Below are 24,605 nucleotides of genomic sequence, written 5' to 3'. Positions count from 1 at the left end.
AAGCGGCGGGGCGGGGCGGTGACCAGAAGATGGCGGAGACGACAGCTGTTTCCGGAGGTCCCGAACCGGCTGCGGACTCGGGCCCCTGGGACGCCGTACCGCCGCCGCCCGCGCGCCAGCCCGCCGAGGAGCACCCGCCCGGACCCGCCGCGCTGTACGAGCCGCCGCCCGCGCCCCCGGCGCCCCCGGCCGCATCCGCCCCGGTGCCGCCGGCTCCGGTACCGCCCGTGCCGCCGGTGGCACCCGCGCCGCCGGTCGCACCCACCGGATGGACCCTCACCGGCCTGCCCGCCGCGGGCGCGCCGTCCTCGGCCACGCCGCCGCCGTTCGTCGTCCCGGGCGGCGCGTCCGCCGGCACCGGCGGGCTGGGTGCGGCACCGCGCGGCCGGATCCTGGTGATCGAGGGCGGGTACGGCAACTCCGGCCGCCGCACCTGGGGCCGGGGCGGTCCGACCCAGGCACCGGTGCTGTCGGCGATGCTCGCCGCCGTCTCACCGCAGGTACTGCTCGCCGCGGACGCGGTGGACGCCGTCCACCTCCCCGGCGCCAGCGACCCGCACACCGTCCTCGCCCACCTGCGCGCCGCCTCCCGGCACCCCGGGCCGCTGCTGGTGCACCTGGGCGGGCACGTGGTCGCCGACAAGCGCGGCGGCCAGCTCCAGCTGACCCTGCGCGACTCCAAGCAGGACGGACTGCCCTGGCAGGCCGTCGCCGCCGAGCTGAGCCACCGTCCGGCCGAGTGGCAGACCCTGGTCATCGCCGACCTGAGTGCCGACCAGAACGCCTGGCCGTACCTCCAGGGCACCGTTTCGCCGCTCAGCGAGGGCATCCCGCTGTGGGCGGTCGTCAGCCCGGACCCGGAGCAGATCGGCACCTTCACCCGCGCCCTGATCGAGGCGCTGCACGGCGGCCGCCCCGGCGCGGGCGACGTGCTGGCGCCCGAGCAGCTGCGGCAGCAGGTGTACTCGGTGCTGCGGCCGGACGTGGTCATCCTGGCCACGCACGTGCCGGACCGCCCGGTGTTCCGCAACACGGCCCGGCGGGGCGAGACCCCGGTGGCCGGGATTCCGCCGATGTCGGACGCGGTGCCGATGACGGATGCGCTGCGGATGGCTGACGCCGTGCCGATGGCGGACACCGGGTCGGTGTCGGACGCCGTTCCGACGGAGCGTCCGCTGCCCCCGGTGCCGCCGCTGCCGCGTCAGGCCGGGCCGCAGGACGCCGTGGCCGGGCGGCCGGTGCCGACCCCGCCCGCCGACGGCCTGGTGAGCCTGATCAAGTCGGGCGTGCCGCCCACCCCGCCGCGACCGGCCCGGCCGGTCAGTCTGCTGAAGGCGGGCGAGCAGCCTGCCGAGGCGTCGAACGTGAGCCTGCGCAAGCCCGGTTCGGCCGACGCCGAGGTGTCGGTCGTGGACGCCGTGCGACCGGCGGGCGTGACGCTGCGCAAGGCGCAGCCGGAGCCGGTGACGCTGGGCGGGTCCGTCGAGCCGGCTGAGGTCGTCGAGGAGAGCGTCGAGGTGGTCGCCGAGGTGGCCGAGGTGGCCGAGGTGGCCGAGGTCGCGGGGGTCGCCGGGGTCGCTGAGATGGCGGTCGCGGAGGAGCGCCAGGACGCCGTCCCGGCCGAGGTTGAAGCTGTCGAGGTTGTAGCGGCCGAGGCCGAGGCCGAGGCCGAAGCGGTCGAGGCGGCGCCGGCGGACGAGGCGCCGCAGGACCGGGCCCCGGCCGAGGAGGCGCCCGCCGAGCAGCCGCCCGCGCCGGCCGACGCCCCTGCCGAAGCTCCTGCCGAGGCCGTCGCCGAAGCCCCGGCCGCCAACGCGCCCCGCGCGGACTACCGCGAGGTCATCGGACGGATCGTCCGCAGCGCCGACGCCGGGGACCACGCCGCCGCCACCGATCTCGCCTTCGCGCTCGAACTGGAGGCGATCGCCGAGCACGGGGCCGTCTCCGGGCCCGTCCTCCAGGTGCGTCAGGTGCGCGCGCACGTGTGCCGGCTCGCGGGCCGACCGGCCGAGGCGGCCGACATCTACCGCGAGGTGGCCCTGACGCTGCTCCGCTCGCTGGGCGCGGACCACCCGGAGACCCAGCAGGCGGCCACCAATGCCGAGGCCTGCTGGCGTTCGATCAGCGACCGCGCGGAGGCCATCCGGATCGCCCCGGAGATCATCGAGCTGCGCGCCTATCTCCCGGGCCCCGACGGCCGCAAGCTCCGCGCCGCCGAGCGCTACCTCGCCCAGCTGGCCGCCGCCCCGGCCCCGGTCGAGCAGGCCTGAACCCAGCTACCGGCCGTCGGCTGAAACCGACGGCCGAGCGCTGACCGCCAACACCTGACGGCGAACAGCGAACAGCGAACAGAAAACAGGGAACAGAAAACAGCGAACGGATGACAGATTTCGAAATCTGTCATCCGTTCGCTGTTATTCGTCGGCTGTCACCGGACGGCTGCCAGCTGCCAGCTGCCCGCCGTCACACGCCAGCCCCTGCTTACTGCTGGTCCTCGTCGCCCTGCACATCGCCGGCGAGCGCGTGGACGAACTTGGCGCCGTCGATGGTGCCGAGGCCGCTCGCGAGGTCGTAGCCCTCGGTGGCGTTGTAGCCGGTGACGCCGTTCCAGCCGTTGTCGCCGTCCTTGACGTCGACGATGCCGCTCCACTGGTTCGGCAGCAGGCTCAGGCCGTACATGCGCCAGTTGAGCTGGCCGAGGCGGTGGCCGGCCAGCTGGTCGGCGAGGGCGACGACACCCGAGAACAGCGGGGTGGCCTCGCTGGTGCCGCCGGTGAGGTGCCAGCCGACCGCGGTCGGGTCGTAGGACTCGTAGGTCCAGGCGGCGCCGTCCACGGCCGCGCTCATGCTGATGTCGGGCGTGCCGCGGTGGTTGCCGGTGACGTTCGCGACGCCGGCCTGGTACCACGGGCGCTCGAAGATGCCGGAGACGCCGCCGCCGCCGGCGCCGGACTTGTCGTGCCACACCTTGTCGGCCGCGGTGCGCTTGCCGTTGTCGTCCAGGGTGAGCTGGGTGCCGCCGACGGAGGTGACCAGCGGGTCCGAGGACGGCCAGGAGTTGACCTTGTACGGGTACAGGTCGGTGCCGTTGAGCTGCGAGTCGGTCGCGCCGTTGTCGCCGGAGGCGGCGAGCACGGTGACGTTGCGGTCGGCGGCGGCCTTGAAGGCGTAGCGCAGGTCGGTCAGCGACTTGAAGTCGCCCTTGTCGTAGCCCGGGAAGGTGTTCTCGGTGGCGCCGAAGCTCTGCGAGATGACGTCGCCGCGACCCTCCTTGATGAGGGCCTTCTCGGCGTCCATCATCTCGGGCAGACCGGTGGTGCCCTCGGTCTCCGCGACGCCGGTCTCGACCAGGATGATGTGCGCGTCGGGGGCGATCGCGTGGGCGTACTCGACGTCCAGGGTGGTCTCGCCGGCCCAGCCGGTGTGGTCGGGGTTCTTCGGGTCGAACGCGGGGACGTTGCCCCACTTCTTCACCTCGACCTGGGTGTCCGGGATGCCCCACTGCTTGTCGAAGACCTCCAGGTCGTGCTGGATGGTCGGCGAGCCGAAGGAGTCGACGATGACGATCGTGCGGCCCTTGCCGGTGACGCCCTCCTTGTACAGGGGGTCCAGGTTGTAGGCGGTGCGGTACTGCAGCGGCGAGTAGCAGTGGATGCCGATCTGGCTGACGCACTGGGTGGTGCTCAGCGGCGCCGGGCGGGCCGTGGCGAGGTGGTGGCCGGCCGAGGCGGGGCGGACGTGAACGCCCGCGAGGTTGTGCGAGGGGGCGGCGGTCGCGGCGCCGACAGCCGGTACGGCGATGGTGCCGGCCGTCAGGGCGGTGGCCCCTACGGCGAGCAGAGCCAGGGCACGGCGGAGGGTAGCGGGGCTGCCCATGGGACTCCTTTGAAGGGGGCGCAGGGCCCGACCTTGGTCCGGTCGGGTTGGTCCGGCCATCCCATCGACTGCCGCATGATCATGCCATAGTCATTTGGTGGGGTAGTCCGATCGACGACATGGTCATGCTCGGCCACGCGAAAAGGTAAAGGCCGTCCCAGGAGAAGGTAACCTCGCATCTGGGACGGCCGACTGATCATCCGTCAGTCACGTATCACCGATTTCACAGTTTTCACCGAGTTGGCCAAGTTTACCAAGTTGACCGGCCTCTGGTAAGCCTCCGTCAGGTCATCGGGCCCCGCCGTTGACGTACAGCGTCTGCCCGCTGACGTACGAGGCGTCCTCGCTGGCCAGGAAGGCCACCACCGCCGCGATCTCCTCCGGCTGCCCCACCCGGCGCAGCGGCGTGCGGGCGGCCACCTCGGTCTGGTGGTCCTCGGCGGTGGCGCCGACCCGTTCGGCGGTGGCCGCCGTCATCGCGGTGGCGATGTAGCCGGGGGCGACGGCGTTGACGTTGATGTTGAACGGCCCGAGCTCGATCGCCAGGGTCGCGGTGAGCCCCTGGATGCCGGCCTTGGCGGCCGCGTAGTTGGCCTGGCCCCGGTTGCCGAGCGCGGAGCGCGAGCTGAGCGAGACGATCTTCCCGTACTTCTGCGCCACCATGTACTTCTGCGCCACGTGGCTGCAGTTGTACGCGCTGGTCAGGTTGACCGTCAGCACGGCGTCCCAGTCGGCCTTGGGCATCTTGAAGAACAGGTTGTCCCGGGTGATCCCGGCGTTGTTCACCAGGATGTGCAGTCCGCCGAGGTCCTCCGCGACCCGCGCGAACACCGCGTCGACGGAGTCGTAGTCGGCCACGTCGCAGCCGTACGCCCGGGCGGTGCCGCCCTTGGCGATGATCTCGGCGACCGTCCCGGCCGCCCGCTCGGCGGTCAGGTCGACCACGGCGACCGTCGCGCCCTCCTCCGCCAGCCGACGGGCGGTGGCCGCGCCGATGCCCTGCGCCGCGCCGGTCACCACGGCGACCTTCCCCGTGAAACGGGCCATGTCAGTTCCTCCGATCACTGGAAACTCCCTCAGACGTTCTCGACCAGCACGGCCGTACCCTGCCCCACGCCCACGCACATCGTGGCCAGGCCGCGACGGGCGCCGGTGCGGTGCATCCGGTGCAGCAGGGTGGTCAGGATGCGGGCGCCCGAGCCGCCCAGCGGGTGGCCGAGGGCGATCGCCCCGCCGCTGGGGTTGACCACCTCGTCCGCCTGCTCCGGGCTGAACCCGATGCCGTCGACGGAGGCCAGCGCCTGGGCGGCGAAGGCCTCGTTGAGCTCGGCGGTGTCCAGGTCGGCCGGCGTCCAGCCGACCCGCCCGAGTACCTTCCGCGTCGCGGGCACCGGGCCGATGCCCATGACGTCCGGGTGCACTCCGGCCGAGGCCCCGGCCACGTACCGGCCGAGCGGCTGCAGCCCGAGGTCGCGCAGCGCCTCCTCGCTGACCAGGAGCAGCCCGGCCGCGCCGTCGTTCATCGGCGAGGCGTTCCCGGCCGTGACGGTTCCGCCCGGGCGGAAGGCCGGCTTGAGCCTGGCGAGCTTCTCCAGGCTGGTGTCCTCGCGGATGCCCTCGTCCTGGCTCACCGTCACCCCGTCCGGCCGCTCGACCGGGATCAGCTCGGCGTCGAAGTGCCCGTCCTTGCGGGCGGCGGCGGCCCGCTGGTGGCTGCGCAGCGCGAAGGCGTCCTGGCGCTCCCGGCCGATGCCGTACCGGCCGGCCACCTCCTCGGCGGTCTCGCCCATGCTGAGCACGCCGTGCAGCTCGGCCATCCGGGGGTTGGTCAGCCGCCAGCCGAGCCGGGTGTCGTAGGTCTCGATCCGGTGCGGCAGCGCCTCGTCGGGGCGGGGTAGGACGAAGGGCGCGCGGGTCATCGACTCGCAGCCGCCGGCCAGCACCACGTCGGCCTCGCCGGAGCCGATGGCCCGGGCCGCGAGGGTGACGGCCTCCAGGCCGGAGGCGCAGAGCCGGTTGACGGTGGCGCCGGGGACGGTCTCCGGCAGGCCGGCCAGCAGGACGGCCATCCGGGCGGCGTTGCGGTTGTCCTCGCCGGCCTGGTTGGCGGCGCCCCAGTAGACGTCGTCGATCCGGGCCGGGTCGAGGGAGGGTACGTCGGCGAGCAGGGCGCGCAGCACGGTGGCCGAGAGGTCGTCCGGGCGGACCGTGGCGAGCGCTCCGCGCAGCCGGCCGATGGGTGTGCGGCGGGCGGCGGCGAAGTAGACAGGACGCACGTCGTGCTCCTAATCGGGTTATCGGGACAGGAGGGTCAGAAGGCGTTGACGCCGGTCAGGGCACGCCCGATGAGCAGCTGATGGATCTGGCTGGTGCCCTCGTAGAGGGTCATCACACGCGCGTCGCGCAGGTACTTGCCGACCGGGTACTCGTCGATGAAGCCGTAGCCGCCGAACACCTGGAGCGCGTTGTTCGCGGCCCGGACGGCGGCCTCGCTCGCGTAGAGCTTGGCGATCGAGGACTCGGTGGCGAACGGCAGGCCGCGTTCGATGTGGTCGGCGACCTTCCAGGTGAGCAGCCGGGCGGCCTCGACGTCCACCGCGATGCCGGCCAGCAGTTCCTGGACGAGCTGGTGCGAGGCGATCGGCCGGCCGAACTGTTCGCGCTCACCCGCGTAGCGGACGGAGGCCTCCAGGCAGGCGCGGGCGATGCCGACGCAGCCGGCCGCGACCGACATCCGGCCCTTGGCCAGGGCCGCCATCGCCACCGTGAAGCCCTTGCCGACCTCGCCGAGCCGGGCGCCGTCGGGCACCCGGACGTTGTCGAGGGCGAGTTCGGCGGTGGCCTGGCCGCGCAGGCCGAGCTTGCCGTGGATGGTGGTGCGGCTGAAGCCGGGCAGGTCGGTGGGGACGAGGAAGGCGGTGATGCCCCGGTGGCCCCGCTGCTCGGGCTCGCTGCCGCCGGTGCGGGCGAAGACCAGCGCGACGTCGGCCCAGGTGCCGTTGGTGATGAACGTCTTGGTGCCGCTGATCAGCCAGTCTCCCCCACTCTTCGAGCGGGAGGTGCCCCCATCGTCCCGGACGGCCCGGGTGGTCAGATTGGCGGCGTCCGAGCCGGTGCCGGGCTCGGTGAGCGCGAAGCAGCCGAGCGCCTCGCCCGAGGTGAGCCGGGGCAGCCAGTGCCGCTTCTGCTCCTCGGTGCCGTAGCTGTTGATCGACTTGCCGACCAGGCCGAGCGAGACCGAGACGATCCCGCGCACGGCCGAGTCGCCGCGTCCGAGCTCCTCCAGCACCAGGCAGTACGCGAGGTGGTCGCCGCCGCTGCCGCCGTACTCCTCCGGGATGGTCAGACCGAGGAAGCCGACCTCGGCCAGCTTGCCGATGATCGCCCGGTCCACGGACTCCACTCGGTCCCACTCGGCGGCGTACGGCACGATCTCGCGGTCGGCGAAGGCGGCGGCGAGGTCCCGGACGGCGCCCTGCTCGTCGGACAACTCCAGATTCACGGCGGCTCCCGACTCAGGCCCGGCGGAGGCTGCAGGCCGATAAACTAGCGCTGCAAGTTTTACGGGGGGACTGTAGCCCCGGGCGGCCCGCGCTGGGAAGAGGCACCTGCCAGAATCGGTCCCCACCCACCCGACCGGGGGAGCCGGCCGGAGGAATCGGAGGAAGTCACCGCGATGGCCCGTCCGCGCACCCCGCTGCTCAGCCGCGACCGCATCGTCGCCGCCGCCCTGCGGCTGATCGACGAGGAGGGACTGGACGCCCTCTCCACCCGGCGCCTGGCCACCGTGCTGTCGGTCAGCGGGCCCTCGCTCTACAACCACTTCGCCACCAAGGACGAACTGTTGGACGCGGTGGTGGACAGCGTCATCGGTGAAGTCGACTTGTCGATGTTCGGCGACGCGGACCCCGGCCTCCCGGTCGGCCTGACGACCCCCTGGCCGGAGGCGCTGCGCGACTGGGCCCGCTCCTACCGCGCCGCGCTGGCCGCCCACCCCAACATCGTCCCGGTGCTCGCCCAGGGCCCGGGGCGGCGGCCCAACGCGCTGCGGCTGGCCGACGCCGTCTTCGGGCACCTGGTCGAGTCCGGGTGGCCGCGCGGCCAGGCCACCCGGATCGGCGCGCTGATGCGCTACTTCGTCACCGGCTCCGCGCTCGCCTCCTTCGCGGCCGGCTTCCCGGCGGACGCCGGGGTCTACGACGCGGCCGACTACCCGCACCTCGGCGAGGCGCACCGGCTGGCCGGGCACCGGGGGACGGTGGACGAGGGCGCGTTCGAGACCGGCCTGGAGGCGCTGCTGGACGGACTCGTGCTGCGCTTCGAGCGCCTCGTCGCGCGTTCGTAGCCCCGGTGCCGGGCCCCTCCTACCAGGGTTCGCGGGCGACGAAGGCCGGCCGCTGATCCGGGTCCACCGGGTCGTAGTACCGGTGGTAGACCGGCGTCAGCCCGCCGGAGACCGGGGGCACGATCCAGCTCCAGTCCGCCGGGGTGGGGCGGCCCAGCCGCTTCTCCTGGGCGACGTGCTTGAGGAAGCGCTCCGACTCGGTGTGGTGGTCGGTGATCGTCACCCCGGCCTCCTGGAAGGAGTGCAGCACCGCGATGTTGAGCTCGATCAGCGCGCGGTCGCGCCAGAGCGTGCGGTCGCTGGAGGTGTCCAGGCCCAGCCGCTCGGCGACCGTGCCGAGCATGTCGTAGCGGTCGGCGTCGGCCAGGTTGCGGGCGCCGATCTCGGTGCCCATGTACCAGCCGTTGAACGGTGCGGTGGGGTAGCGGACGCCGCCGATCTCCAGCGTCATGTCGCTGATCGCGGGGACCGCGTACCAGCGCAGTCCGAGCTCGGCGAACCACTCGTACCCAGGGTGGCTGAGCGGCACCTCCAGCGTGGTGTCGTCCGGCAGCCCGTACCAGACCGGGCGCTCGCCGGGGCGCTCCTGGATGAGCAGCGGCAGCACCTCGAAGCGGTCCTCGGCGCACTTCCAGCCGAGGTCGCGGGCCCGGGCGGCGAGCACGGCGCCCGCCGGGTCGCCGACCACGCCGTCCTCGACCCGGTGCCCGGCGTAGCGGACCAGCTGCTGGTTGAGGATGCGCGCGGCCGGACGGCCCGGGCGGTCGGGGGCGAACACCGAGACCACCGGGCGGATCCGGCCGCTGTTGCCGGCCGTGCGCAGGTGCTCGAAGCACTCGGTGGCGATGTCGTCGGCCGAGGAGAGGTGGCGCAGGTCGCGGACCACCAGGCTGCGCCAGTAGAGCCGGCCGATGCAGCGGGCGGCGTTGCGCCAGGCGAGCTTGGCGCCGTAGGCCAGTTCGGCGGGGGTGTGCCGGTAGCTGCCGGTGCGGTCGATCTCGTCCAGGACGGCGCGCAGTCGCGGCTGCGGATCACCGGCGGCGGGCTGCTCGCGGTGGAACTGGCGGATGAACTCGGCGGCCCGGCCCGGGTCGGTGAACGGTGGTGGCGCGGGCGAAAGTTGCGGGTCCGGCAGCTGCGGTTCGGGCGGTTGCGCCGCGGGGGTCTGGGATGCGGGCGTCTGGGGTGCGGGTGCGGGTGCGGCTGCGGGGGCGGGTGCTTGCGCTGCGGACGTCTGCGCCGCGGGCGTCGGAACGGTCTGCGGGGTCTGCGGGGTCTGCGGGAACAGCGCCGGAACGGGCTGTGGGAACGCGCCCGGTGCGTGGGCGTGGGCGTACGGACAGCCGCCGCTCGGGGCGGCGGCGGTTCTGCGGGTGCGGAGCCGGTTGAAGATCAAGGACACATCCCTCCTGCCGCACAGGAGTACCGGAGGTGGCTGAGGCGCCGCAGAGAGTGAACGATTCGGCCCCCGCACCCGCGCCGATCGCGCTAGGGTGCGGGGGCCGAAGGTCCGACCGTCGGATCAGCCCATGGAAGGCTGATCAGCCCATGTCCTCCAGCCGGACGCCCTTGGTCTCCTTCATGAACTTGGCCACGAAGACGGTCGACAGCGCCGCGAAGGCCGCGTACACCAGGTAGGTCGCCGAGAGGTTCCAGCGCGAGAGGGACGGGAACGAGACGGTGATCACCCAGTTGGCGATCCACTGCGCGGAGGCGGCGACGGAGAGCGCGGCGGCGCGGATCCGGTTCGGGAACATCTCGCCGAGCATCACCCAGACGACCACGCCCCAGGACATCGCGAAGAACAGCACGAAGGCGTTGGCGCTGATCAGGGCGACGGTGCCCTGGAGGTCGGGCAGCGAGACGTTGTCGCCGGTGCCGGTGGCCGAGGAGAAGGCCCAGCCGGCTGCGGCGAGGGTGACGGCCATGCCGACCGAGCCGATCAGGGCGAGCGGCTTGCGGCCGATCCGGTCGACCAGCAGGATCGCGATCACGGTGCCGAGGATGTTGATGACCGAGCCGATGAAGCTGATCAGCAGCGAGTTGCTCTGGTCGATGCCGACCGACTGCCACAGGATCGACGAGTAGTAGAAGATCACGTTGATGCCGACCAGCTGCTGGAAGACCGACAGGCCGATGCCGACCCAGACGATCGGCAGCAGGCCGAAGCGGCCGCCGAGCAGGTCGCGGAAGCGCGGGCGGTGGTCGGAGGCGATCAGCGACTGGATCTCGGCGATCCGGGCATCGGCGTCCACGCCCTCGCCCTCGACCTCGGCCAGCACCTTGCGGGCGTCGTCCAGGCGCTCGGCCTGGATCAGGTAGCGCGGGGACTCGGGGATCACCGAGGAGAGCACGAAGTAGACCGCGGCCGGGACCACGCAGATGCCGAGCATCCACTGCCAGGCCTCCAGGCCGAGCAGGTGGCCGCGGGTGTCACCGCCGGCGGCGTCCGCCAGTACCCAGTTGACCAGCTGGGATATCGCGATGCCGAGCACGATCGCGGCCTGCTGGAAGGAGGCCAGCCGGCCCCGGTACTTGGTCGGCGCGACCTCGGCGATGTAGGTCGGGGCGATCACCGAGGCGATGCCGATGGCCGCGCCGCCGAGGACGCGCCACAGGGCGAGGTCCCAGGGGGAGAAGGGCAGCATCGAGCCGACGGCGCTGACCGCGAACAGCAGCGCGCCCGCCTTCATGACCTTGATGCGGCCGTAGCGGTCGGCGAAGCGGCCGGCCAGCGCGGCGCCGACCGCCGAGCCCAGCAGCGCCGAGGAGACGATCAGGCCGGTCTCGCCGCTGCCGACACCGAACTTCCCCTGGATGCCGGAGACGGCGCCGTTGATCACGGAGCTGTCGTAGCCGAACAGGAAGCCGCCGAGGGCCGCTGCGGCGGTGATGAAGACGACGAAGCCGAGGCGGCCGGGCGCGGGGGCCTCGACCGCCCCGGAGGGCTTCTGGGTGACGCTCACGATCTTGACTCCTGGTACTCAACACTGAGCTCGGTAGTCGCGATCGTAACCCCTATTCGTTTAAGTCTTGTATACCGGGGACCTAGCAACCCACTTCACGAATTCGTAAGGTGAAAAAGCAAATTGGGCTCCCCGTGCCCTGGGCGCCGGTGCGGTGACCGCGCCCGGTGTGGTCACGCCGGTGCGGCCGCCCCTGGGCGCCCGCTCTGGGGCGGTCATCGCGCGCGTCCGCTCAGATCGGGGCCGAGAGGGACAGTCCGAACCGGCCCTCCGGGTCCGTCCACCAGTGGGTCAGCCGCAGCCCGGCCGCCGCCAGCTCCCCGGCCACCCGCTCCCGGCGGAACTTGGCCGACACCTCGGTGCGCAGCTCCTCGCCCCGGTCGAAGTGCACCGGAAGGTCCAGCGCCGGGATCTTCACGGTCTGCGAGCGCAGCGAACGCAGCCGCATCTCGATCCACTCCTGCTCGGGGTCCCAGAGCGCGACGTGCTCGAAGGCGTCCGGGTCGAAGTCGGCGCCCAGCTCGCGGTTGAGCACGTTGAGCACGTTGCGGTTGAACTCGGCGGTCACCCCGGCGCTGTCGTCGTAGGCGGCGATTAGTACCGCCGGATCCTTGACCAGGTCGGTGCCGAGCAGCAGGAAGTCGCCCGGGTCGAGGGCGGCGCGCAGGCCGCTCAGGAAGGTCGCGCGCTCCTGCGGCAGCAGGTTGCCGAGGGTGCCGCCGAGGAAGGCGACCAGCCGGGGGCCGCCGTCCGGGGGCAGGCCGAGCCGGGCGGTGAAGTCGGCGAGCACGCCGTGCACGGCCAGTCCGGGGTACTCGGCGGCGAGCGCGGTGCCGGCGGCGGTCAGGGCGCTCTCGCTGACGTCCACCGGGACGTAGGTCTCCAGGGTGTCGCGCGAGCGCAGCGCGTCCAGCAGCAGCCGGGTCTTCTCGGAGGAGCCGGAGCCCAGCTCGACCAGGGTGCGGGCCCCCGTGGCGGCGGCGATCTCGCCGGCCCGGGCGGTCAGGATGGCCCGCTCGGCGCGGGTCGGGTAGTACTCGGGCAGTCGGGTGATCTCCTCGAACAGCTCGCTGCCCCGCGCGTCGTAGAACCACTTGGGCGGCAGCCGCTTGGGTTCGGAGGTCAGGCCGTGCTGCACGTCGTGGCGCAGCGCGGTGCTGAAGTGGTCGGCGGGCAGCAGTCGGGCGAGATCGAATGTGTCCATGACAGGGTGGTTCCTCTGTTCAGAAGATGAAGGGAGAGTGGACGGTCAGCCGTGGCTGGGAAGCTGCCGGGCGGTGACGCCCCGGGCGTCGGCCAGCAGCAGGGAGCCGTCCGGGACGGGCGTCCAGCCCGGGTCGTCGTCGTACGGCTCGGAGGCCACCACCGTTCCGAGGCCCGGCAGGGTGCGGTGGTGCAGGGTGTCGCCCCAGGTGGTCGCGGCGATCGCGGTGCCGTCGGTGAGCAGCAGGTTGAGCCGCCCGGTGGTGTGCGCGGCGACGTCCGCGACGGTGCCCGCCAGCGCCTCGCCGAGGTCCGCGCCCCGGCGCAGCCGGTGCAGGGTGAGGGCCCACAGCAGCGCCGAGTCGGTGCGGGCCTCCAGCTCCAGCAGCTCGGCCGGCGGGAGGAGGGCGGCGAGCGCGTCCAGCTTGCCGGGCCAGCCGGCCACCGCGCCGTTGTGGCTGAACAGCCAGCGCCCGGCGGCGAACGGGGCGGCCGCGCTCTCGCCCGCCGCGCAGCCCTCGGTGGCGGAGCGGATGGCCGCCAGGAGTGCCCGGGTGCGGATCACCCGGGCGAGGTCGGCGAAGGTCGGGTCCGCCCAGATCGGCCCGGACCGGCGGTAGCGGGCGGGCAGCTCGTCGCCGTCCGCGTACCAGCCGAGGCCGAAGCCGTCCACGTTCACCGTGCCGTGCCGCTGGGTCCGGGGCGCCCAGGACTGGCGGTACAGCGCGTACGGCGGGTGCACCAGCAGCTCCTGCGGCGTCAACGGTTCGCCCAGGTAGGCGATGTGTCGACACATCAGGCCTCCTCCGGGCTGCGGGCGGTGCGGAAGCCGGCGAAGATCTGCCGCCGGATCGGGTAGTCCCAGTTGCGGAAGGTGCCCCGGCAGGCGACCGGCGCCACCGCGAAGCAGCCGCCGCGCAGCACCTTGTACTCGGGCCCGAAGAAGACCTCGGAGTACTCCTCGTACGGCCAGGCCCGGAACCCCGGGTAGGGGCGGAAGTCGCTGGCCGTCCACTCCCACACGTCGCCCATCAGCTGCCGGACACCGTAGGGGGACTGTCCCTGCGGGTAGCTGCCGGCCGCGGCCGGGCGCAGGTGGCGCTGGCCGAGGTTGGCGTGTTCGGGGCCGGGCGGGCCGTCGCCCCAGGGGTGGCGGCGCGAGCGGCCGGTGGCCGGGTCGTGCCGGGCCGCCTTCTCCCACTCCGCCTCGGTCGGCAGGCGCCGCCCGGCCCAGCGGGCGTACGCGTCCGCCTCGTACCAGCTGACGTGCAGCACCGGCTCGTTCGGCGGGACGGGCTCGACCGTGCCGAAGCGTCGGCGCAGCCACTGGCCGTCCTGCCGCTTCCAGAACAGCGGGGCGGTCAGGTCGGCTCGGCGGCGGTGTTCCCAGCCCTCCGGGGTCCACCAGCGGGGGTCGTCGTAGCCGCCGTCCGCGATGAAGCGCTGGTAGGCCGCGTTGGTGACCGGAGTGGTGTCCAGGAAGTAGGCCGGCAGGTCGACGGCGTGCGCCGGGCGCTCGTTGTCCAGCGCCCACGGCTCGGTGTCCGTGCCCATGGTGAACGGGCCCGCGGGGATCAGGACTTCGGCGGGCAGGGTGGCCGCGTCGGCGGGCGCGGGCGGCGGCGGGGGAGCGGCCAGAGCCGGTTCGCCCCTGCGGAGCTGGTGGGTGATCAGCATCGTCTCGTCGTGCTGCTGCTCGTGCTGGGCGATCATCCCGAAGGCGAAGCCGGCGTCCAGCAGCGGCGCGCCCTCCAGCGGGCTGGCGGCCAGCAGGTCCAGGACCCGGCCACGCACCTCGTGGGCGTACGCGCGGGCCTCGGCGGGCGGCAGCAGCGGCAGGCTGGGGCGCTCGGCGCGGGGGTGCTGGAAGGCGTCGTACAGCGGGTCGATCTCGGGGTGCATCGGGTCGCGTCCGCCGACGTTGCGCAGCAGCCAGAGCTCCTCCTGGTTGCCGATGTGCGCGAGGTCCCAGACCAGCGGGGACATCAACGGCGAGTGCTGGGCGGTGAGATCGGCGTCCTCGACGCAGTCGGTCAACGCGGCGGTCCGGGCGCGGGCGGCCAGCAGCTCGGCGGCGATGCTCTCGCGCAGCGCCTCGGTGCCCGTTCCCGGGTCGGCGGGCGGTCGGACGTCGGTCATGATGCCTCCTCCGGGGGAGTGCGTCGGGCGCCGGTGCGCAGGGCGTCCAGCTGGTCGTCGGCCGGGCAGCGGCCGCGCGCGGGGTAGCGCTCGGCGAACTCGGCGACGGCGGTGCGCAACCGCCCGGCGCCGGGTAGGCGGCCCAGAGCGGCGTCGGCGGCGGCGAAGCAGGTGAGGGTGGCGCGGCGCAGCCCGGGGTCGGCGACGGCCAGGGTGGCGGCGCGGCGCCAGACATCGCTGCGGGGCGGGCGCGGGCCGGTAGCCCCCTCCCGCCGGTCGAAGGAGTCGAGCGGCTCCAGCGCGGCGAGCGCGGCGTCGGCGGCCACCGGGTCGTCCAGCAGTGCGGTGACCAGAGCGGCGGGCACCACCCAGCCGTCACCGGGCTGGGCGTCGATCATCCGCAGCTCCAGGTGGCCTCGCGGGCGCACCGGCGGGAACAGCGTGGTGCAGTGGTAGTCCAAGTCGGCCAGCGTGGGCGGGCGTTCGCCGCTGCCGCGGATCCAGTCGCGGAAGGTCAGCCCGGGCTGGGCCGTCCACGGCATGCCCTCCGGCCTTTGCACGCACAGGACTTCGGCGTCCAACACGTACTGTGCCCAGGCCTCGCGGGGGTCGCCGTGGTCCGGCTCGGGGGCCAGGGTGCGGGTCGGGTCCATCCGGGACCAGACGGTCTGCCGGGTGGACCGGTGGCCGGTCGGTCTGCCGTCCAGGAGCGGGGAGTTGGCGAAGGCGGCGACCAGCACCGGGCCCAGCCGGTGGACCAGCTGCCAGCGCCGTTCCACCGCGTGCGGGCCGTTCGCGTCACCGGCGTCCAGGCACACCTGCACGGAGGCGGTACCGGTCATCATGATCCGGCCCCACGGGCCAGCCGAGTCGAAGAAGCGCTCCATCGCGAGGTAGCGCGGGTGGTCCAGCACCATCCGCCGGGGACGGGCCAGCGGGTCCGTCCCGGTGCCGGTGAGGCGCAGGCCCTGCGCCGCGAAGGCGGCCCGCAGGGCGGTCAGATCGCGTCGTGTGTCGCCGACGCAGGCCAGGAGGCCGGTGGCGGGCGGGGAGCTGAGCTCGACCTGTCCGCCGGGTTCGAGCGTGAGGCGCGAACCGGAGGGGAGCGAGGTGCCGTCCGGGCCGCCGAGGGGCAGCGACTCCAGTGCGGCGTGGAGCAGTTCGGGTCGGACGGGTCGGGTGGGACATCGGTCGTCATGGACGAACCACTCGACCTCGACACCCACCAGTCGAGGCGGTCCGATCTTGAAACAGACGCCCGACACATGGCTGCGCGCCCCCGATTCGGTCAGCGGGGTCACCCCCGTCGGGGGCGTCGGTGCGCTCTGCCGGTCGGGCGGAGTGGTGCGGGAAATCGGTGTCACCGGACTCACCATCCTCGGGATCACGATTGCGGCCCGGTCTACCCTGCCCAGTCTGCTACGGAGCATGCGGGGGCGCTTCGCAAATATCGCGTGAATGTTCGTTTTTGCAGGTCAGTGGCATGGCGATCGAGTGAATGCGAGGGTTTGGAGCGGAGTGTGCGCGGGGTGTGGGGGTTGATCTCGGCACGGGCACACGCCCGGGTCACAGGCGGTCCAGCCGGGCCAGGACGGTGTCCAGCACCGGGCCCGGCAGGGCGTAGTTCAGCCGCAGCGCGCCCGAGCCGCCGGGGCCGAAGTCGGCGCCGTCGGAGGCCTCCAGGCCGCAGCGCTCCAGCAGCGCCCGGCGGGCGGTGGCGGGCGGCAGGGCGAGGGCGGCGGCGTCCAGCCAGAGCAGGTAGGAGGCCTGCGGCGCCGAGCGGACGGCGGGGCCCAGGCGCCCGGTGAGCCGGTCGCGGGCGGCGGCGAGGTGGGCGAGCAGGGCGTCCAGCCACGGGCCGCCCTCGCGCAGCGCGGCCTGCTGCACGGTCTGCTCCAGCAGACCGCCCTCCCAGAGGCCGTAGCCGGCCAGGGTGTCGGTGAGCCGGGCGCGCAGGGCGGGGTCGGGGACGAGGGCGAAACTGCTGGGGATGCCGGAGCAGTTGAAGGTCTTGCCGACGGAGTTCAGGGTGACCGTGCGGTGCCGGACGGCCGGGTCGACGGTGGTGACCGCCACGGGGTGGACGTGTCCGGGATGGGTGAGGTCGCCGTGCACCTCGTCCGAGACCAGCCATGCGTCCGCCTCGGCGGCCCGTTCGGCCAGGGCGCGCAGGTCGGCGGCGGGCCAGACCCGGGCGGAGGGGTTGTGCGGGCTGCTCAGCAGGACGGCGGCGGTGGGGCGGGGGAGCGGGCCGTCGGGAAGGCGGTAGCCGTCCGGGCCGAGGGGGAGCCGCAGTTCGCGCCGGTCGATCCCGGCCGCCCGGCAGAGCTGGGCGAAGCCGCCCCATTCGGGGGTGGGGAAGAGGACGGGCGCCTGCGGGCGGAGGGTGTCCAGCAGCAGGCGCAGCGCGGTGCGCGGACCACAGGGGAGCAGCAGGACCCAGTCGGGGTCCACCGCCACGCCGTGCCGGGCGCGGTACCAGTCGGCGACCAGGGTCCGCCCGGCCGGATCGCAGACCGTGTAGCCGTACGCGCGGTGGCGGGCGCGCCGCTCCAGTGCCGCGGCGACGGCGGGCGGGCCGGGCAGGTCCATGTCGGCCAGGCCCATCGGGATCACCCCGGGGGCCTCGGCCCGGGTCCACTTGCTGCTGCCGGTGCCCGTGCGGTCGAAGGGGGTGTCGAAGGCGGGGTCGGGCGCACCGCGAACAGCCGACGGATTTCGAAAGGCGTCATCCGTCCGCTGGAATCCATCGTCCGTCACCGCTCCGCCGTCCCCTGCCCGCCGGCGCCTGCGCCGTCTGCTCCGCCACCCGTCAGATACGCCGCGAGCCCCCGCCGCCCCCGGTACATCATCACCGCGTGATTGGCCCGGAACAGTGGGTGCAGCGGCAGCGCGAGGCGCCGCAGCAGGGACTTGCCGGGCCGGGCGTCCTCCTCGAACAGCACCCGGCTCCGCGCGTCGCCCGGTCCGTCCGCCGCGACCGTGAACCGCGACCACCCGTCGAGGTCGCCCCGCATCGCCGCCTCCAGCACCCCGGCGGCCGGGTCACGGCGGGTCGACTCCAGGCCGATCACCAGCCGGTACGGCAGCAGCGCGCGGACCACCAGCTCGCCGGACTCCTCGTCGGTCTCCCGGGCCTCGCGGATCTCGGGCCACCACAGCGGGTAGCTCCGCACGTCCTCCAGGGCCGCGTACACCGCCGACGCCGGTGCCGCGAGCCGCCACACGCCCCGGAAACGGTAGTGGTTGGGGTCCACCCGCCCACCCTAACCGCGCCGGCGCCGCGCCAGGGCGGACCGCCGATGGACCGCCGCCGAGTTGGCGCCCGGCGTACGGACCCGGCGTACGGACCCGCTGCCCGGGAGTCCCTCGCCGGCACCTCCGGGGCCCGGGCGACGGGTGAACGCGCCGTGAAGGACGCAGTTCGCAGGGAAGGGCGCACTCCGCTTGCACCCGTTCGGGGTGCGGGGGAGGATCTTCCGTGCTTGTAGTCTCATCAGTCACGGCAGCATTCCCCAGGCGCTGCACCACCGGAACCGGAGTGAAGGAGTCACGGGCATGCGGCGACCGAGCTGGGTACCGGAGGGCACGGACCTGGACAAACCGAACGCCGCGCGGGTCTACGACTACTACCTGGGGGGCTCGCACAACTTCGAGGTCGACCGGGAGATGGCCCGCAAGGCGCTGGCCCTGTGGCCCGAGCTGCCGCAGACCATGCGCTCCAACCGGGCGTTCCTGCGCCGCGCGGTGACCTTCCTCGCCGAGCGCGGTGTCACCCGCTTCCTGGACATCGGCTCCGGCATCCCGACCTTCGGCGCGGTGCACGAGGTCGCCCGCGCGATCCGGCCCGAGGCCGAGGTCGTCTACGTGGACCGCGACCCGGTCGCCGTCGCCCACAGCCGCCTGCTGCTCCAGGACGACCCGCGCAGCGCCGTCGTCCAGGCCGACCTGCGCGACGTCGAGGACCTGCTGGCCCGCCCCGAGGTGACCGGGCTGCTGTCCGGCGGCGAGCCGGTGGCCGTCCTGCTGGTGGCCGTCGCCCACTTCGTCAGCGACGACGAGGACCCCTGGAAGCTGATCGGCGTGATCCGCGACGCGCTCCCCGCCGGCAGTGCGTTGGTCCTCTCGCACGCCTCCCTGGAGGCCCGCCCGGACCAGGCCGAGAACCACCAGAAGCTCTACCGGATGACCCCGACCCCGCTGACCATGCGCACCCGCGAGCAGGTCAACGAGATGTTCGCCGGCTTCGAGCTGGTCGAGCCGGGCGTGGTCCACCTGCCGCAGTGGCGCCCGGACCAGCCGGACACGGTCGGCGAGCACCCCGAGCGGATCGCCGGGGTGGCGGGCGTGGGGTTCCGCCCTTGAGCGGTCGCCACGGGAGAGCAACCGACGGCCGTACGCCCCGAGCGGCGGCCGCCGGCTCTCCCGTCGCGCGCACCACCGGCCGGCGAACGCCCACGGCGAGCCGGCGAACGCGCGCAACGGCCCGCAGAGCCGGGGCGGTCGGATGAGCGGCACCACCCCGGTGAACGGCACCGCAGAGCGGTTCCACGAGGACTGGTCCCGGCTGCTCTCCGCCGACCACGGCATCGCCGTCCACCCCGGCCTGCTCGGCCGGCTGGTCGAGCGCACCGCCGCACTGCTCCACCGGGCCCAGCGGGAGGAGCCCTTCGAGCCCCGGCTGGCCGCCCAGGCCGGCGCCGAACTGGTCGACGCGCACTTCACCGACCCGGTCCTGCTCGCCCGCGCGGTCGAACTGCTCCAGTCCCAGCCGATCGGCGACGACCGGGGCCCCGCGCTGACCGGCGCCTTCGCGGCCGGCTGGGCCAACGCCCTGCGCGAGCGCACCCTGTGCGAGCAGGAGGCCATCCGCACCGCCGCCGACGCCGCCCGCAAGGAGGCCGAGCGCGCGCTGCGCGCCTCCGAGGCCCGGTTCCGCGCCCTGTTCGAGAGCGCCGCGATCGGCATCGGCATCGGCGACACCGACGGCAACATCCTGGCCGTCAACAAGGCCCTGCAGGAGCTGTTCGGCGCCGGTCCCGCCGACATGATCGGCCGCCGGGTCGGCGACCTCGTCCACCCCGAGGACACCCCGGGCGTCTGGGAGGCTTACGAGGAGCTGATCAGCGGCAAGCGGGAGTACTTCCAGTTCGACAAGCCGTACTACCGCCAGGACGGCGAGGTGATCTGGACCCACCTGACCGTCTCGCTGATCCGCGACGACGACGGCGTCCCGCAGTACCAGGTCGCGATGCTGGAGGACATCACCGACCGTTACCGGCTCCAGGAGCGGCTGCGCCACCAGGCCACCCACGACCCGCTGACCGGCCTCCCCAACCGCGCCGCCTTCTTCGAACGGCTGGAGAAGCTCTTCGAGGAGCCGGAGCCGGGCGCCCGGTTCGGCCTCTGCTACGTCGACCTCGACGGCTTCAAGGTGGTCAACGACAGCCTCGGCCACGACATGGGCGACCAGCTGCTGTCCGCGGTCGCCGCCCGGCTGAAGGCCGCCCTCACCCCGCTCGGCCACCTGGTGGCCCGGCTCGGCGGCGACGAGTTCGTCGTCCTGCTGGAGAACTGCCGGGGCGAGCAGGAGGCGGTGGCCGCGGCCAAGACCGTGCTCAAGTCGCTGGCCGGGCCGGTGCTGATCGGCGATCACAAGCTCGCCGTCGGCGCCAGCGTCGGCGTGCTGGAGCGGCGGGTGTCCACGACCACCCCCGGCGCCGCCGTCCGGGCCGCTGACCTCACGCTCTACCGGGCCAAGGAGGCCGGCCGCGGCCGCTGGACGTTGTTCGACCCCAAGGAGAACGCCCGCGCGGTCAGCCGCTACGCGGTGTCGGTCCGGATGCCGGCCGCCCTGGACCGCGGCGAGTTCTTCATCGACTACCAGCCGCTCTACAAGCTCGCCGACGGCCGGATGGCCGCCGTCGAGGCGCTGGTCCGGTGGCGCCACCCGCAGCTCGGGGTGCTCGGCCCGGACGAGTTCGTCACCACCGCAGAGGAGACCGGGCTGATCATGCCGCTCGGCCGCTGGGTGCTGGAGCAGGCCTGCGGCCAGGCCGCCGACTGGATCAAGCAGTACGGCGACGCCGCGCCGCAGCTGAACGTCAACCTGGCGGTCCGCCAGGCGCGCAGCGCCGCGCTGGTCGCCGACCTCGGGCGGATCCTGGACAGCACCGGCCTGGAGCCGTCCTGGCTGCAGCTGGAGATCACCGAGTCGACCGTGGTCGGCCCCGAGGACGAGGCGCTGCGCACCCTGCACGGGCTGGTCGACCTCGGCGTCTCGCTGGCCGTGGACGACTTCGGCACCGGCTGGTCCAACCTCGCCTACCTGCGCGACCTGCCGGTCTCCGGGCTGAAGATCGCCGGGTCCTTCGTCGGCGACCTGCACGACCCGGCGAAGGACGGCGCGACCGGGTGGCGGATCGTCAGCGGCCTGGTGTCGATGGCGCACGCGCTCGGCCTGACCGTCACCGCCGAGGGCGTGGAGACCCGCAAGGACGCCGAGCGGCTGCGCACCATGGGCTGCGACTGGGCGCAGGGCTGGCACTTCGGCCGTCCGGTGCGGCCGGCCGAGATCGCCCGCCGGATCGTCGAGGAACCGCAGGGCCGTCCCGTCCAGGGCTGAGCCGCCCTGGGGGCCGTAGCCGTCCGCTGTTCTCTGCCGGCTGCCGGCGGCCGGCCGTCAGCTGTCGGCCGTCAGCCCACCAGCCGGGAGAGCTCGATCGAGTGCCCCGTCCGCTCCACCTTCGCCGTCAGGTACCGCACATTGCTCGCCGACAGGTGGACGCCGGTCGGCACCCGTCGCCGGACGGTGATGCCGAGGTCGGCCAACTGGGCGGCCTTGTCCGGGTTGTTGCTCAGCAGGTCGATGCCGGCGGCGCCGAGCGTGTTGAGCATCTGGGCGGCCGCGGTGTAGTCCCGGCCGTCCTCGGGCAGGCCGAGGGCGGTGTTGGCGTCGTAGGTGTCCATCCCGGAGTCCTGGAGGGCGTACGCGTCGAGCTTGTTGTACAGCCCGATGCCCCGGCCCTCCTGGCGCAGGTAGAGCAGGTACCCGCCGGCCTCGCTGATCCGCTCCACCGACTCGCGCAGCTGCGGGCCGCAGTCGCAGCGGTCCGAGCCGAAGACGTCGCCGGTCAGGCACTCGGAGTGCAGCCGCACCAGCGGCGTCCCGCCGTCCGGGACCGTGCCGAGGGCGAGCGCCAGGTGCTCGGCGCCGTCGGCGAGGCCGTGGAAGGTGAAGACCTCCGCTTCGGCGCGGTAGCCGTCGGGGAAGGTCAGCGGGATGCGCACGTGCGAGCGCACCGTGGCGGAGCCGGGCTGAGGCATGGGTGGGCCTCCGTCGATCGGGGGTGGACCGGGTTGGATCGGCCCGGATCCGGATGGATCCGGATGGGTCGGATGTCGACCGTACTCGGTCGTTCCAATTTGAACAACTGCGTACCGCCGGTGACCGACCCGACTACGGAGGCGCAGAACACCCCAGCCGTCTCACCTGTTCCCGTCCGGTGTTTCAACATGTGGAAGGGGTGGGAGTCGAGGTGTGGACACTGCGAGACTTCCTCCCGTTTCCTGGGCACGGGAACGCCTCGCGCACGACCACCGACGACCACGGAAGGTCCCGATCAGATGCCCACGAGCCGCGTCACCGCCTCCGCCCCCGCCGCCCAGCCCCGGTTCGACGCCGAAGAACGCGCGATCGAGGCCCTCTACGCGGACGTGGTCCGCCGCAACAAGGGCGAGACGGAGTTCCACCAGGCCGTCCACGAGGTGCTGGAGACCCTCGCCCCGGTGCTCGCACACCGCCCCGAACTCCGCGACGCCCGGATCATCGAACGGATCTGCGAGCCCGAGCGGCAGCTGATGTTCCGGGTGCCGTGGATCGACGACTCCGGCGACATCCACGTCAACCGCGGCTTCCGGGTGGAGTTCAGCAGCGCCCTCGGCCCGTACAAGGGCGGGCTGCGCTTCCACCCCTCGGTGAACCTCGGCATCGTCAAGTTCCTCGGTTTCGAGCAGATCTTCAAGAACGCGCTCACCGGCCTGGCCATCGGCGGCGGCAAGGGCGGCTCCGACTTCGACCCCAAGGGCCGCTCGGACGCCGAGATCATGCGGTTCTGCCAGTCCTTCATGACCGAGCTGTACCGCCACCTCGGCGAGCACACCGACGTCCCGGCCGGTGACATCGGCGTCGGCGGCCGGGAGATCGGCTACCTCTTCGGCCAGTACAAGCGGATCACCAACCGGTACGAGGCCGGCGTGCTCACCGGCAAGGGCCTCGGCTGGGGCGGCGCGCAGGTCCGGACCGAGGCCACCGGCTACGGCTGCGTGCTGTTCACCGCCGAGATGCTGCACAGCCGGGGCGAGAGCCTGGACGGGCGCCGGGTGGTCGTCTCCGGCTCCGGCAACGTGGCGCTGTACGCGATCGAGAAGGCGCGGCAGCTCGGCGCGACAGTGCTCACCTGCTCCGACTCCTCCGGCTACGTGGTGGACGAGAAGGGCATCGACCTCGACCTGCTCAAGGAGGTCAAGGAGGTCCGGCGCGGCCGGGTCGCCGAGTACGCCGAACTGCGCGGCAGCCACGTGCGGTTCGTCGAGGGCCCGGGGGTGTGGAGCGTGCCCTGTGACGTCGCGCTGCCCTGTGCCACCCAGAACGAGCTGACCGAGGCCGACGCGCTCGCCCTGGTGCGCAGCGGCGTGCTGGCGGTCGCCGAGGGCGCCAACATGCCCACCACCCCCGAGGCGGTGCGGGTGTTCCAGGAGACCGGGGTGGCCTTCGGCCCGGGCAAGGCGGCGAACGCGGGCGGCGTCGCGACCAGCGCGCTGGAGATGCAGCAGAACGCCTCGCGCGACTCCTGGACCTTCGAGCGCACCGAGGAACGGCTGGCCGGGATCATGAAGCACATCCACGACTCCTGCTTCACCACCGCCGAGCGCCACGGCCACCCCGGCGACTACGTGGTGGGTGCGAACATCGCGGGCTTCGAGCTGGTCGCGGACGCGATGCTGGCCCAGGGCGTGGTCTGAGCCCCTCCTGTGCCGGTCGCCCGGCGATCGGTACCCGACCGGAGCGGGCACCGATTGTCGGGTGCGGCAGGGTGGGTCCTTCCTACGGTGATGATCAGCAAGGGAAGGACGGGGTCGGCGTGCTGGAGCACCTGAACCGGGCGATGGAGAGCATCGACCGGAACCTGGACCATGAGATCGACGTGGCCGAGCTGGCGCGGATCGCGATGACGTCGGAGTACCACTTCCGGCGGTTGTTCTCGATGCTCGCCGGGATGCCGCTGTCGGAGTACATCCGGCGTCGGCGGCTGACCGTCGCCGGGGCCGAAGTGCTCGACGGCGAGCGGACGTTGCTCGACATCGCGGTCCGGTACGGCTACACCTCGGGCGAGGCGTTCGCCCGGGCGTTCCGGGCGATGCACGGAGTCGGGCCGGGGGAGGCCCGGCGTGACGGTGCGGTGCTCACCTCCCAGCCCCGGATGTCCTTCCGACTCATCGTGGAGGGAAGCAGCAGTATGGAATACCGGATCGTCGAGAAGCCGGACTTCCGGATCGTCGGCCGGAAGGCCCGGGTGCCCCTGATCTACCTGGGGGTCAACCCGCACATCGCGGAGTTCATCAAGGGGCTCGGCGCGGAGACCGTCGAGCGGATCACGGCCCTGACCGGCAAGGACCCGCTCGGCATCGTCTCGGTGACCGACTACATCTCGCCCAACCGCGAGGAGGGCTCCGAACTCGACTACTGGCACGCGGTGGTGGCGCGCGAGGACGCCGTCGTCCCGGACGACCTGGAGGTCCTGCACGTCCCGGCCGGGACGTGGGCGGTGTTCACCAACAAGGGGGCGTTCCCGCAGGCGCTGCAGGAGATGTGGGGGGACGTGGCCAGCCAGTGGTTCCCGTCCAACCCGTACGAGTCCCGGCCCGGCCCGGAGGTCCTGAGGACCCGCTTCGTCGAGGGGACGGGCGACGCCGAGGCGGAGCTCTGGATCCCGGTGGCGCGGGCCTTGCGGGGCTGACGGTCGGCGGGTGGCGGGGGAACAGCTGACCGCTGACAACTAACAGTCGACAGATGA

At 73.1% G+C, this 24,605-nt stretch carries 19 protein-coding genes; 6 read left to right on the top strand and 13 right to left on the bottom strand.

Annotated features, from left to right (window positions below; all coding sequences use genetic code 11):
• Positions 1 to 227 precede the first annotated feature (227 nt).
• The gene (locus ACH4E7_RS05500; RefSeq protein ID WP_396247679.1) at positions 228 to 2,270 is read left to right on the top strand and encodes a hypothetical protein; all 2,043 of its coding nucleotides are present in this window, start codon (positions 228 to 230) and stop codon (positions 2,268 to 2,270) included.
• A gap of 211 nt (positions 2,271 to 2,481) precedes the next feature.
• Here the strand turns inward: ACH4E7_RS05500 and ACH4E7_RS05495 are convergent, their stop codons facing one another.
• From ACH4E7_RS05495 to ACH4E7_RS05480, 4 genes are all read right to left on the bottom strand, one after another.
• Entirely contained in the window at positions 2,482 to 3,876 is a 1,395-nt protein-coding gene (locus tag ACH4E7_RS05495; protein ID WP_396247678.1) for a S8 family serine peptidase, read from the bottom strand.
• A 288-nt stretch (positions 3,877 to 4,164) separates the two neighbouring features.
• Positions 4,165 to 4,923, bottom strand: a complete 759-nt coding sequence (gene fabG, locus ACH4E7_RS05490) for a 3-oxoacyl-ACP reductase FabG (protein WP_396247677.1) — start codon at positions 4,921 to 4,923, stop codon at positions 4,165 to 4,167.
• Between the two features lie 29 nt (positions 4,924 to 4,952).
• Positions 4,953 to 6,152, bottom strand: coding sequence for a thiolase family protein (locus ACH4E7_RS05485; RefSeq protein WP_396247676.1), 1,200 nt, complete (start codon positions 6,150 to 6,152; stop codon positions 4,953 to 4,955).
• A gap of 35 nt (positions 6,153 to 6,187) precedes the next feature.
• The gene (locus tag ACH4E7_RS05480; RefSeq protein WP_396247675.1) at positions 6,188 to 7,378 is read right to left on the bottom strand and encodes an acyl-CoA dehydrogenase family protein; all 1,191 of its coding nucleotides are present in this window, start codon (positions 7,376 to 7,378) and stop codon (positions 6,188 to 6,190) included.
• A 174-nt stretch (positions 7,379 to 7,552) separates the two neighbouring features.
• Between ACH4E7_RS05480 and ACH4E7_RS05475 the strand changes: the two genes are divergently transcribed.
• Complete coding sequence (locus ACH4E7_RS05475) at positions 7,553 to 8,221, top strand: TetR/AcrR family transcriptional regulator (RefSeq protein WP_396247674.1); 669 nt, start codon at positions 7,553 to 7,555, stop codon at positions 8,219 to 8,221.
• Between the two features lie 19 nt (positions 8,222 to 8,240).
• Here the strand turns inward: ACH4E7_RS05475 and ACH4E7_RS05470 are convergent, their stop codons facing one another.
• The 8 genes from ACH4E7_RS05470 to ACH4E7_RS05435 form a co-directional block, all read right to left on the bottom strand.
• Entirely contained in the window at positions 8,241 to 9,623 is a 1,383-nt protein-coding gene (locus tag ACH4E7_RS05470; protein ID WP_396247673.1) for a nitric oxide synthase oxygenase, read from the bottom strand.
• A gap of 139 nt (positions 9,624 to 9,762) precedes the next feature.
• Complete coding sequence (locus ACH4E7_RS05465; protein WP_396247672.1) at positions 9,763 to 11,187, bottom strand: sugar porter family MFS transporter; 1,425 nt, start codon at positions 11,185 to 11,187, stop codon at positions 9,763 to 9,765.
• Positions 11,188 to 11,419: 232 nt separating this feature from the next.
• Entirely contained in the window at positions 11,420 to 12,391 is a 972-nt protein-coding gene (egtD, locus tag ACH4E7_RS05460) for an L-histidine N(alpha)-methyltransferase (protein ID WP_396247671.1), read from the bottom strand.
• Between the two features lie 45 nt (positions 12,392 to 12,436).
• Entirely contained in the window at positions 12,437 to 13,186 is a 750-nt protein-coding gene (gene egtC / locus ACH4E7_RS05455) for an ergothioneine biosynthesis protein EgtC (protein WP_396247670.1), read from the bottom strand.
• Positions 13,186 to 14,529 (bottom strand): ergothioneine biosynthesis protein EgtB, encoded by a 1,344-nt coding sequence (gene egtB / locus ACH4E7_RS05450; protein WP_396247669.1) that lies wholly within the window; start codon positions 14,527 to 14,529, stop codon positions 13,186 to 13,188. Before egtB ends, egtC begins: the two co-directional genes overlap by 1 nt.
• A complete protein-coding gene (egtA, locus tag ACH4E7_RS05445) occupies positions 14,526 to 15,893 on the bottom strand; it encodes an ergothioneine biosynthesis glutamate--cysteine ligase EgtA (protein ID WP_396247668.1) in 1,368 nt (455 codons plus the stop codon). Before egtA ends, egtB begins: the two co-directional genes overlap by 4 nt.
• Positions 15,894 to 16,095: 202 nt before the next feature.
• Positions 16,096 to 17,289 carry an aminotransferase class I/II-fold pyridoxal phosphate-dependent enzyme gene (locus tag ACH4E7_RS05440; protein ID WP_396247667.1) on the bottom strand — a complete coding sequence of 398 codons (1,194 nt, stop codon included), beginning with the start codon at positions 17,287 to 17,289 and terminating at the stop codon, positions 16,096 to 16,098.
• The gene (locus ACH4E7_RS05435; RefSeq protein WP_396247666.1) at positions 17,286 to 17,786 is read right to left on the bottom strand and encodes an SRPBCC family protein; all 501 of its coding nucleotides are present in this window, start codon (positions 17,784 to 17,786) and stop codon (positions 17,286 to 17,288) included. Before ACH4E7_RS05435 ends, ACH4E7_RS05440 begins: the two co-directional genes overlap by 4 nt.
• A 301-nt stretch (positions 17,787 to 18,087) precedes the next feature.
• On the opposite strand from ACH4E7_RS05435, the gene ACH4E7_RS05430 reads away from it, so the two are divergent.
• Both ACH4E7_RS05430 and ACH4E7_RS05425 read left to right on the top strand, forming a co-directional pair.
• The gene (locus ACH4E7_RS05430) at positions 18,088 to 18,894 is read left to right on the top strand and encodes an SAM-dependent methyltransferase (RefSeq protein WP_396247665.1); all 807 of its coding nucleotides are present in this window, start codon (positions 18,088 to 18,090) and stop codon (positions 18,892 to 18,894) included.
• Between the two features lie 142 nt (positions 18,895 to 19,036).
• Complete coding sequence (locus ACH4E7_RS05425) at positions 19,037 to 21,154, top strand: putative bifunctional diguanylate cyclase/phosphodiesterase (protein ID WP_396247664.1); 2,118 nt, start codon at positions 19,037 to 19,039, stop codon at positions 21,152 to 21,154.
• A 71-nt stretch (positions 21,155 to 21,225) separates the two neighbouring features.
• On the opposite strand, the gene ribA is transcribed toward ACH4E7_RS05425, so the two are convergent.
• Positions 21,226 to 21,855: a GTP cyclohydrolase II gene (gene ribA, locus ACH4E7_RS05420; RefSeq protein ID WP_396247663.1), complete on the bottom strand. Its 630-nt coding sequence runs from the start codon at positions 21,853 to 21,855 to the stop codon at positions 21,226 to 21,228.
• Positions 21,856 to 22,155: 300 nt separating this feature from the next.
• Here ribA and gdhA point away from each other — a divergent pair, with 300 nt between their 5' ends.
• Both gdhA and ACH4E7_RS05410 read left to right on the top strand, forming a co-directional pair.
• The gene (gene gdhA, locus ACH4E7_RS05415) at positions 22,156 to 23,553 is read left to right on the top strand and encodes an NADP-specific glutamate dehydrogenase (protein WP_396247662.1); all 1,398 of its coding nucleotides are present in this window, start codon (positions 22,156 to 22,158) and stop codon (positions 23,551 to 23,553) included.
• 119 nt (positions 23,554 to 23,672) lie between these two features.
• On the top strand, positions 23,673 to 24,548 hold the full coding sequence (locus tag ACH4E7_RS05410) for a GyrI-like domain-containing protein (RefSeq protein WP_396247661.1): 876 nt from the start codon (positions 23,673 to 23,675) through the stop codon (positions 24,546 to 24,548).
• Positions 24,549 to 24,605: the final 57 nt, after the last annotated feature.

Origin of the sequence: Kitasatospora sp. NPDC018058 (assembly GCF_044327205.1) — a bacterium.
Classification (GTDB): domain Bacteria; phylum Actinomycetota; class Actinomycetes; order Streptomycetales; family Streptomycetaceae; genus Kitasatospora.
This window is presented reverse-complemented; position numbering and strand designations above follow the sequence as displayed.

Bases quoted from the DNA above. Each gene is read 5' to 3' on its own strand.
- ACH4E7_RS05495 (WP_396247678.1), bottom strand. From the start codon at position 3,876: ATGGGCAGCCCCGCTACCCTCCGCCGTGCCCTGGCTCTGCTCGCCGTA.
- fabG (WP_396247677.1), bottom strand. From the start codon at position 4,923: ATGGCCCGTTTCACGGGGAAGGTCGCCGTGGTGACCGGCGCGGCGCAG.
- ACH4E7_RS05475 (WP_396247674.1), top strand. From the start codon at position 7,553: ATGGCCCGTCCGCGCACCCCGCTGCTCAGCCGCGACCGCATCGTCGCC.
- egtD (WP_396247671.1), bottom strand. From the start codon at position 12,391: ATGGACACATTCGATCTCGCCCGACTGCTGCCCGCCGACCACTTCAGC.
- egtC (WP_396247670.1), bottom strand. From the start codon at position 13,186: ATGTGTCGACACATCGCCTACCTGGGCGAACCGTTGACGCCGCAGGAG.
- egtB (WP_396247669.1), bottom strand. From the start codon at position 14,529: ATGACCGACGTCCGACCGCCCGCCGACCCGGGAACGGGCACCGAGGCG.
- ACH4E7_RS05430 (WP_396247665.1), top strand. From the start codon at position 18,088: ATGCGGCGACCGAGCTGGGTACCGGAGGGCACGGACCTGGACAAACCG.
- ACH4E7_RS05425 (WP_396247664.1), top strand. From the start codon at position 19,037: ATGAGCGGCACCACCCCGGTGAACGGCACCGCAGAGCGGTTCCACGAG.
- ribA (WP_396247663.1), bottom strand. From the start codon at position 21,855: ATGCCTCAGCCCGGCTCCGCCACGGTGCGCTCGCACGTGCGCATCCCG.
- gdhA (WP_396247662.1), top strand. From the start codon at position 22,156: ATGCCCACGAGCCGCGTCACCGCCTCCGCCCCCGCCGCCCAGCCCCGG.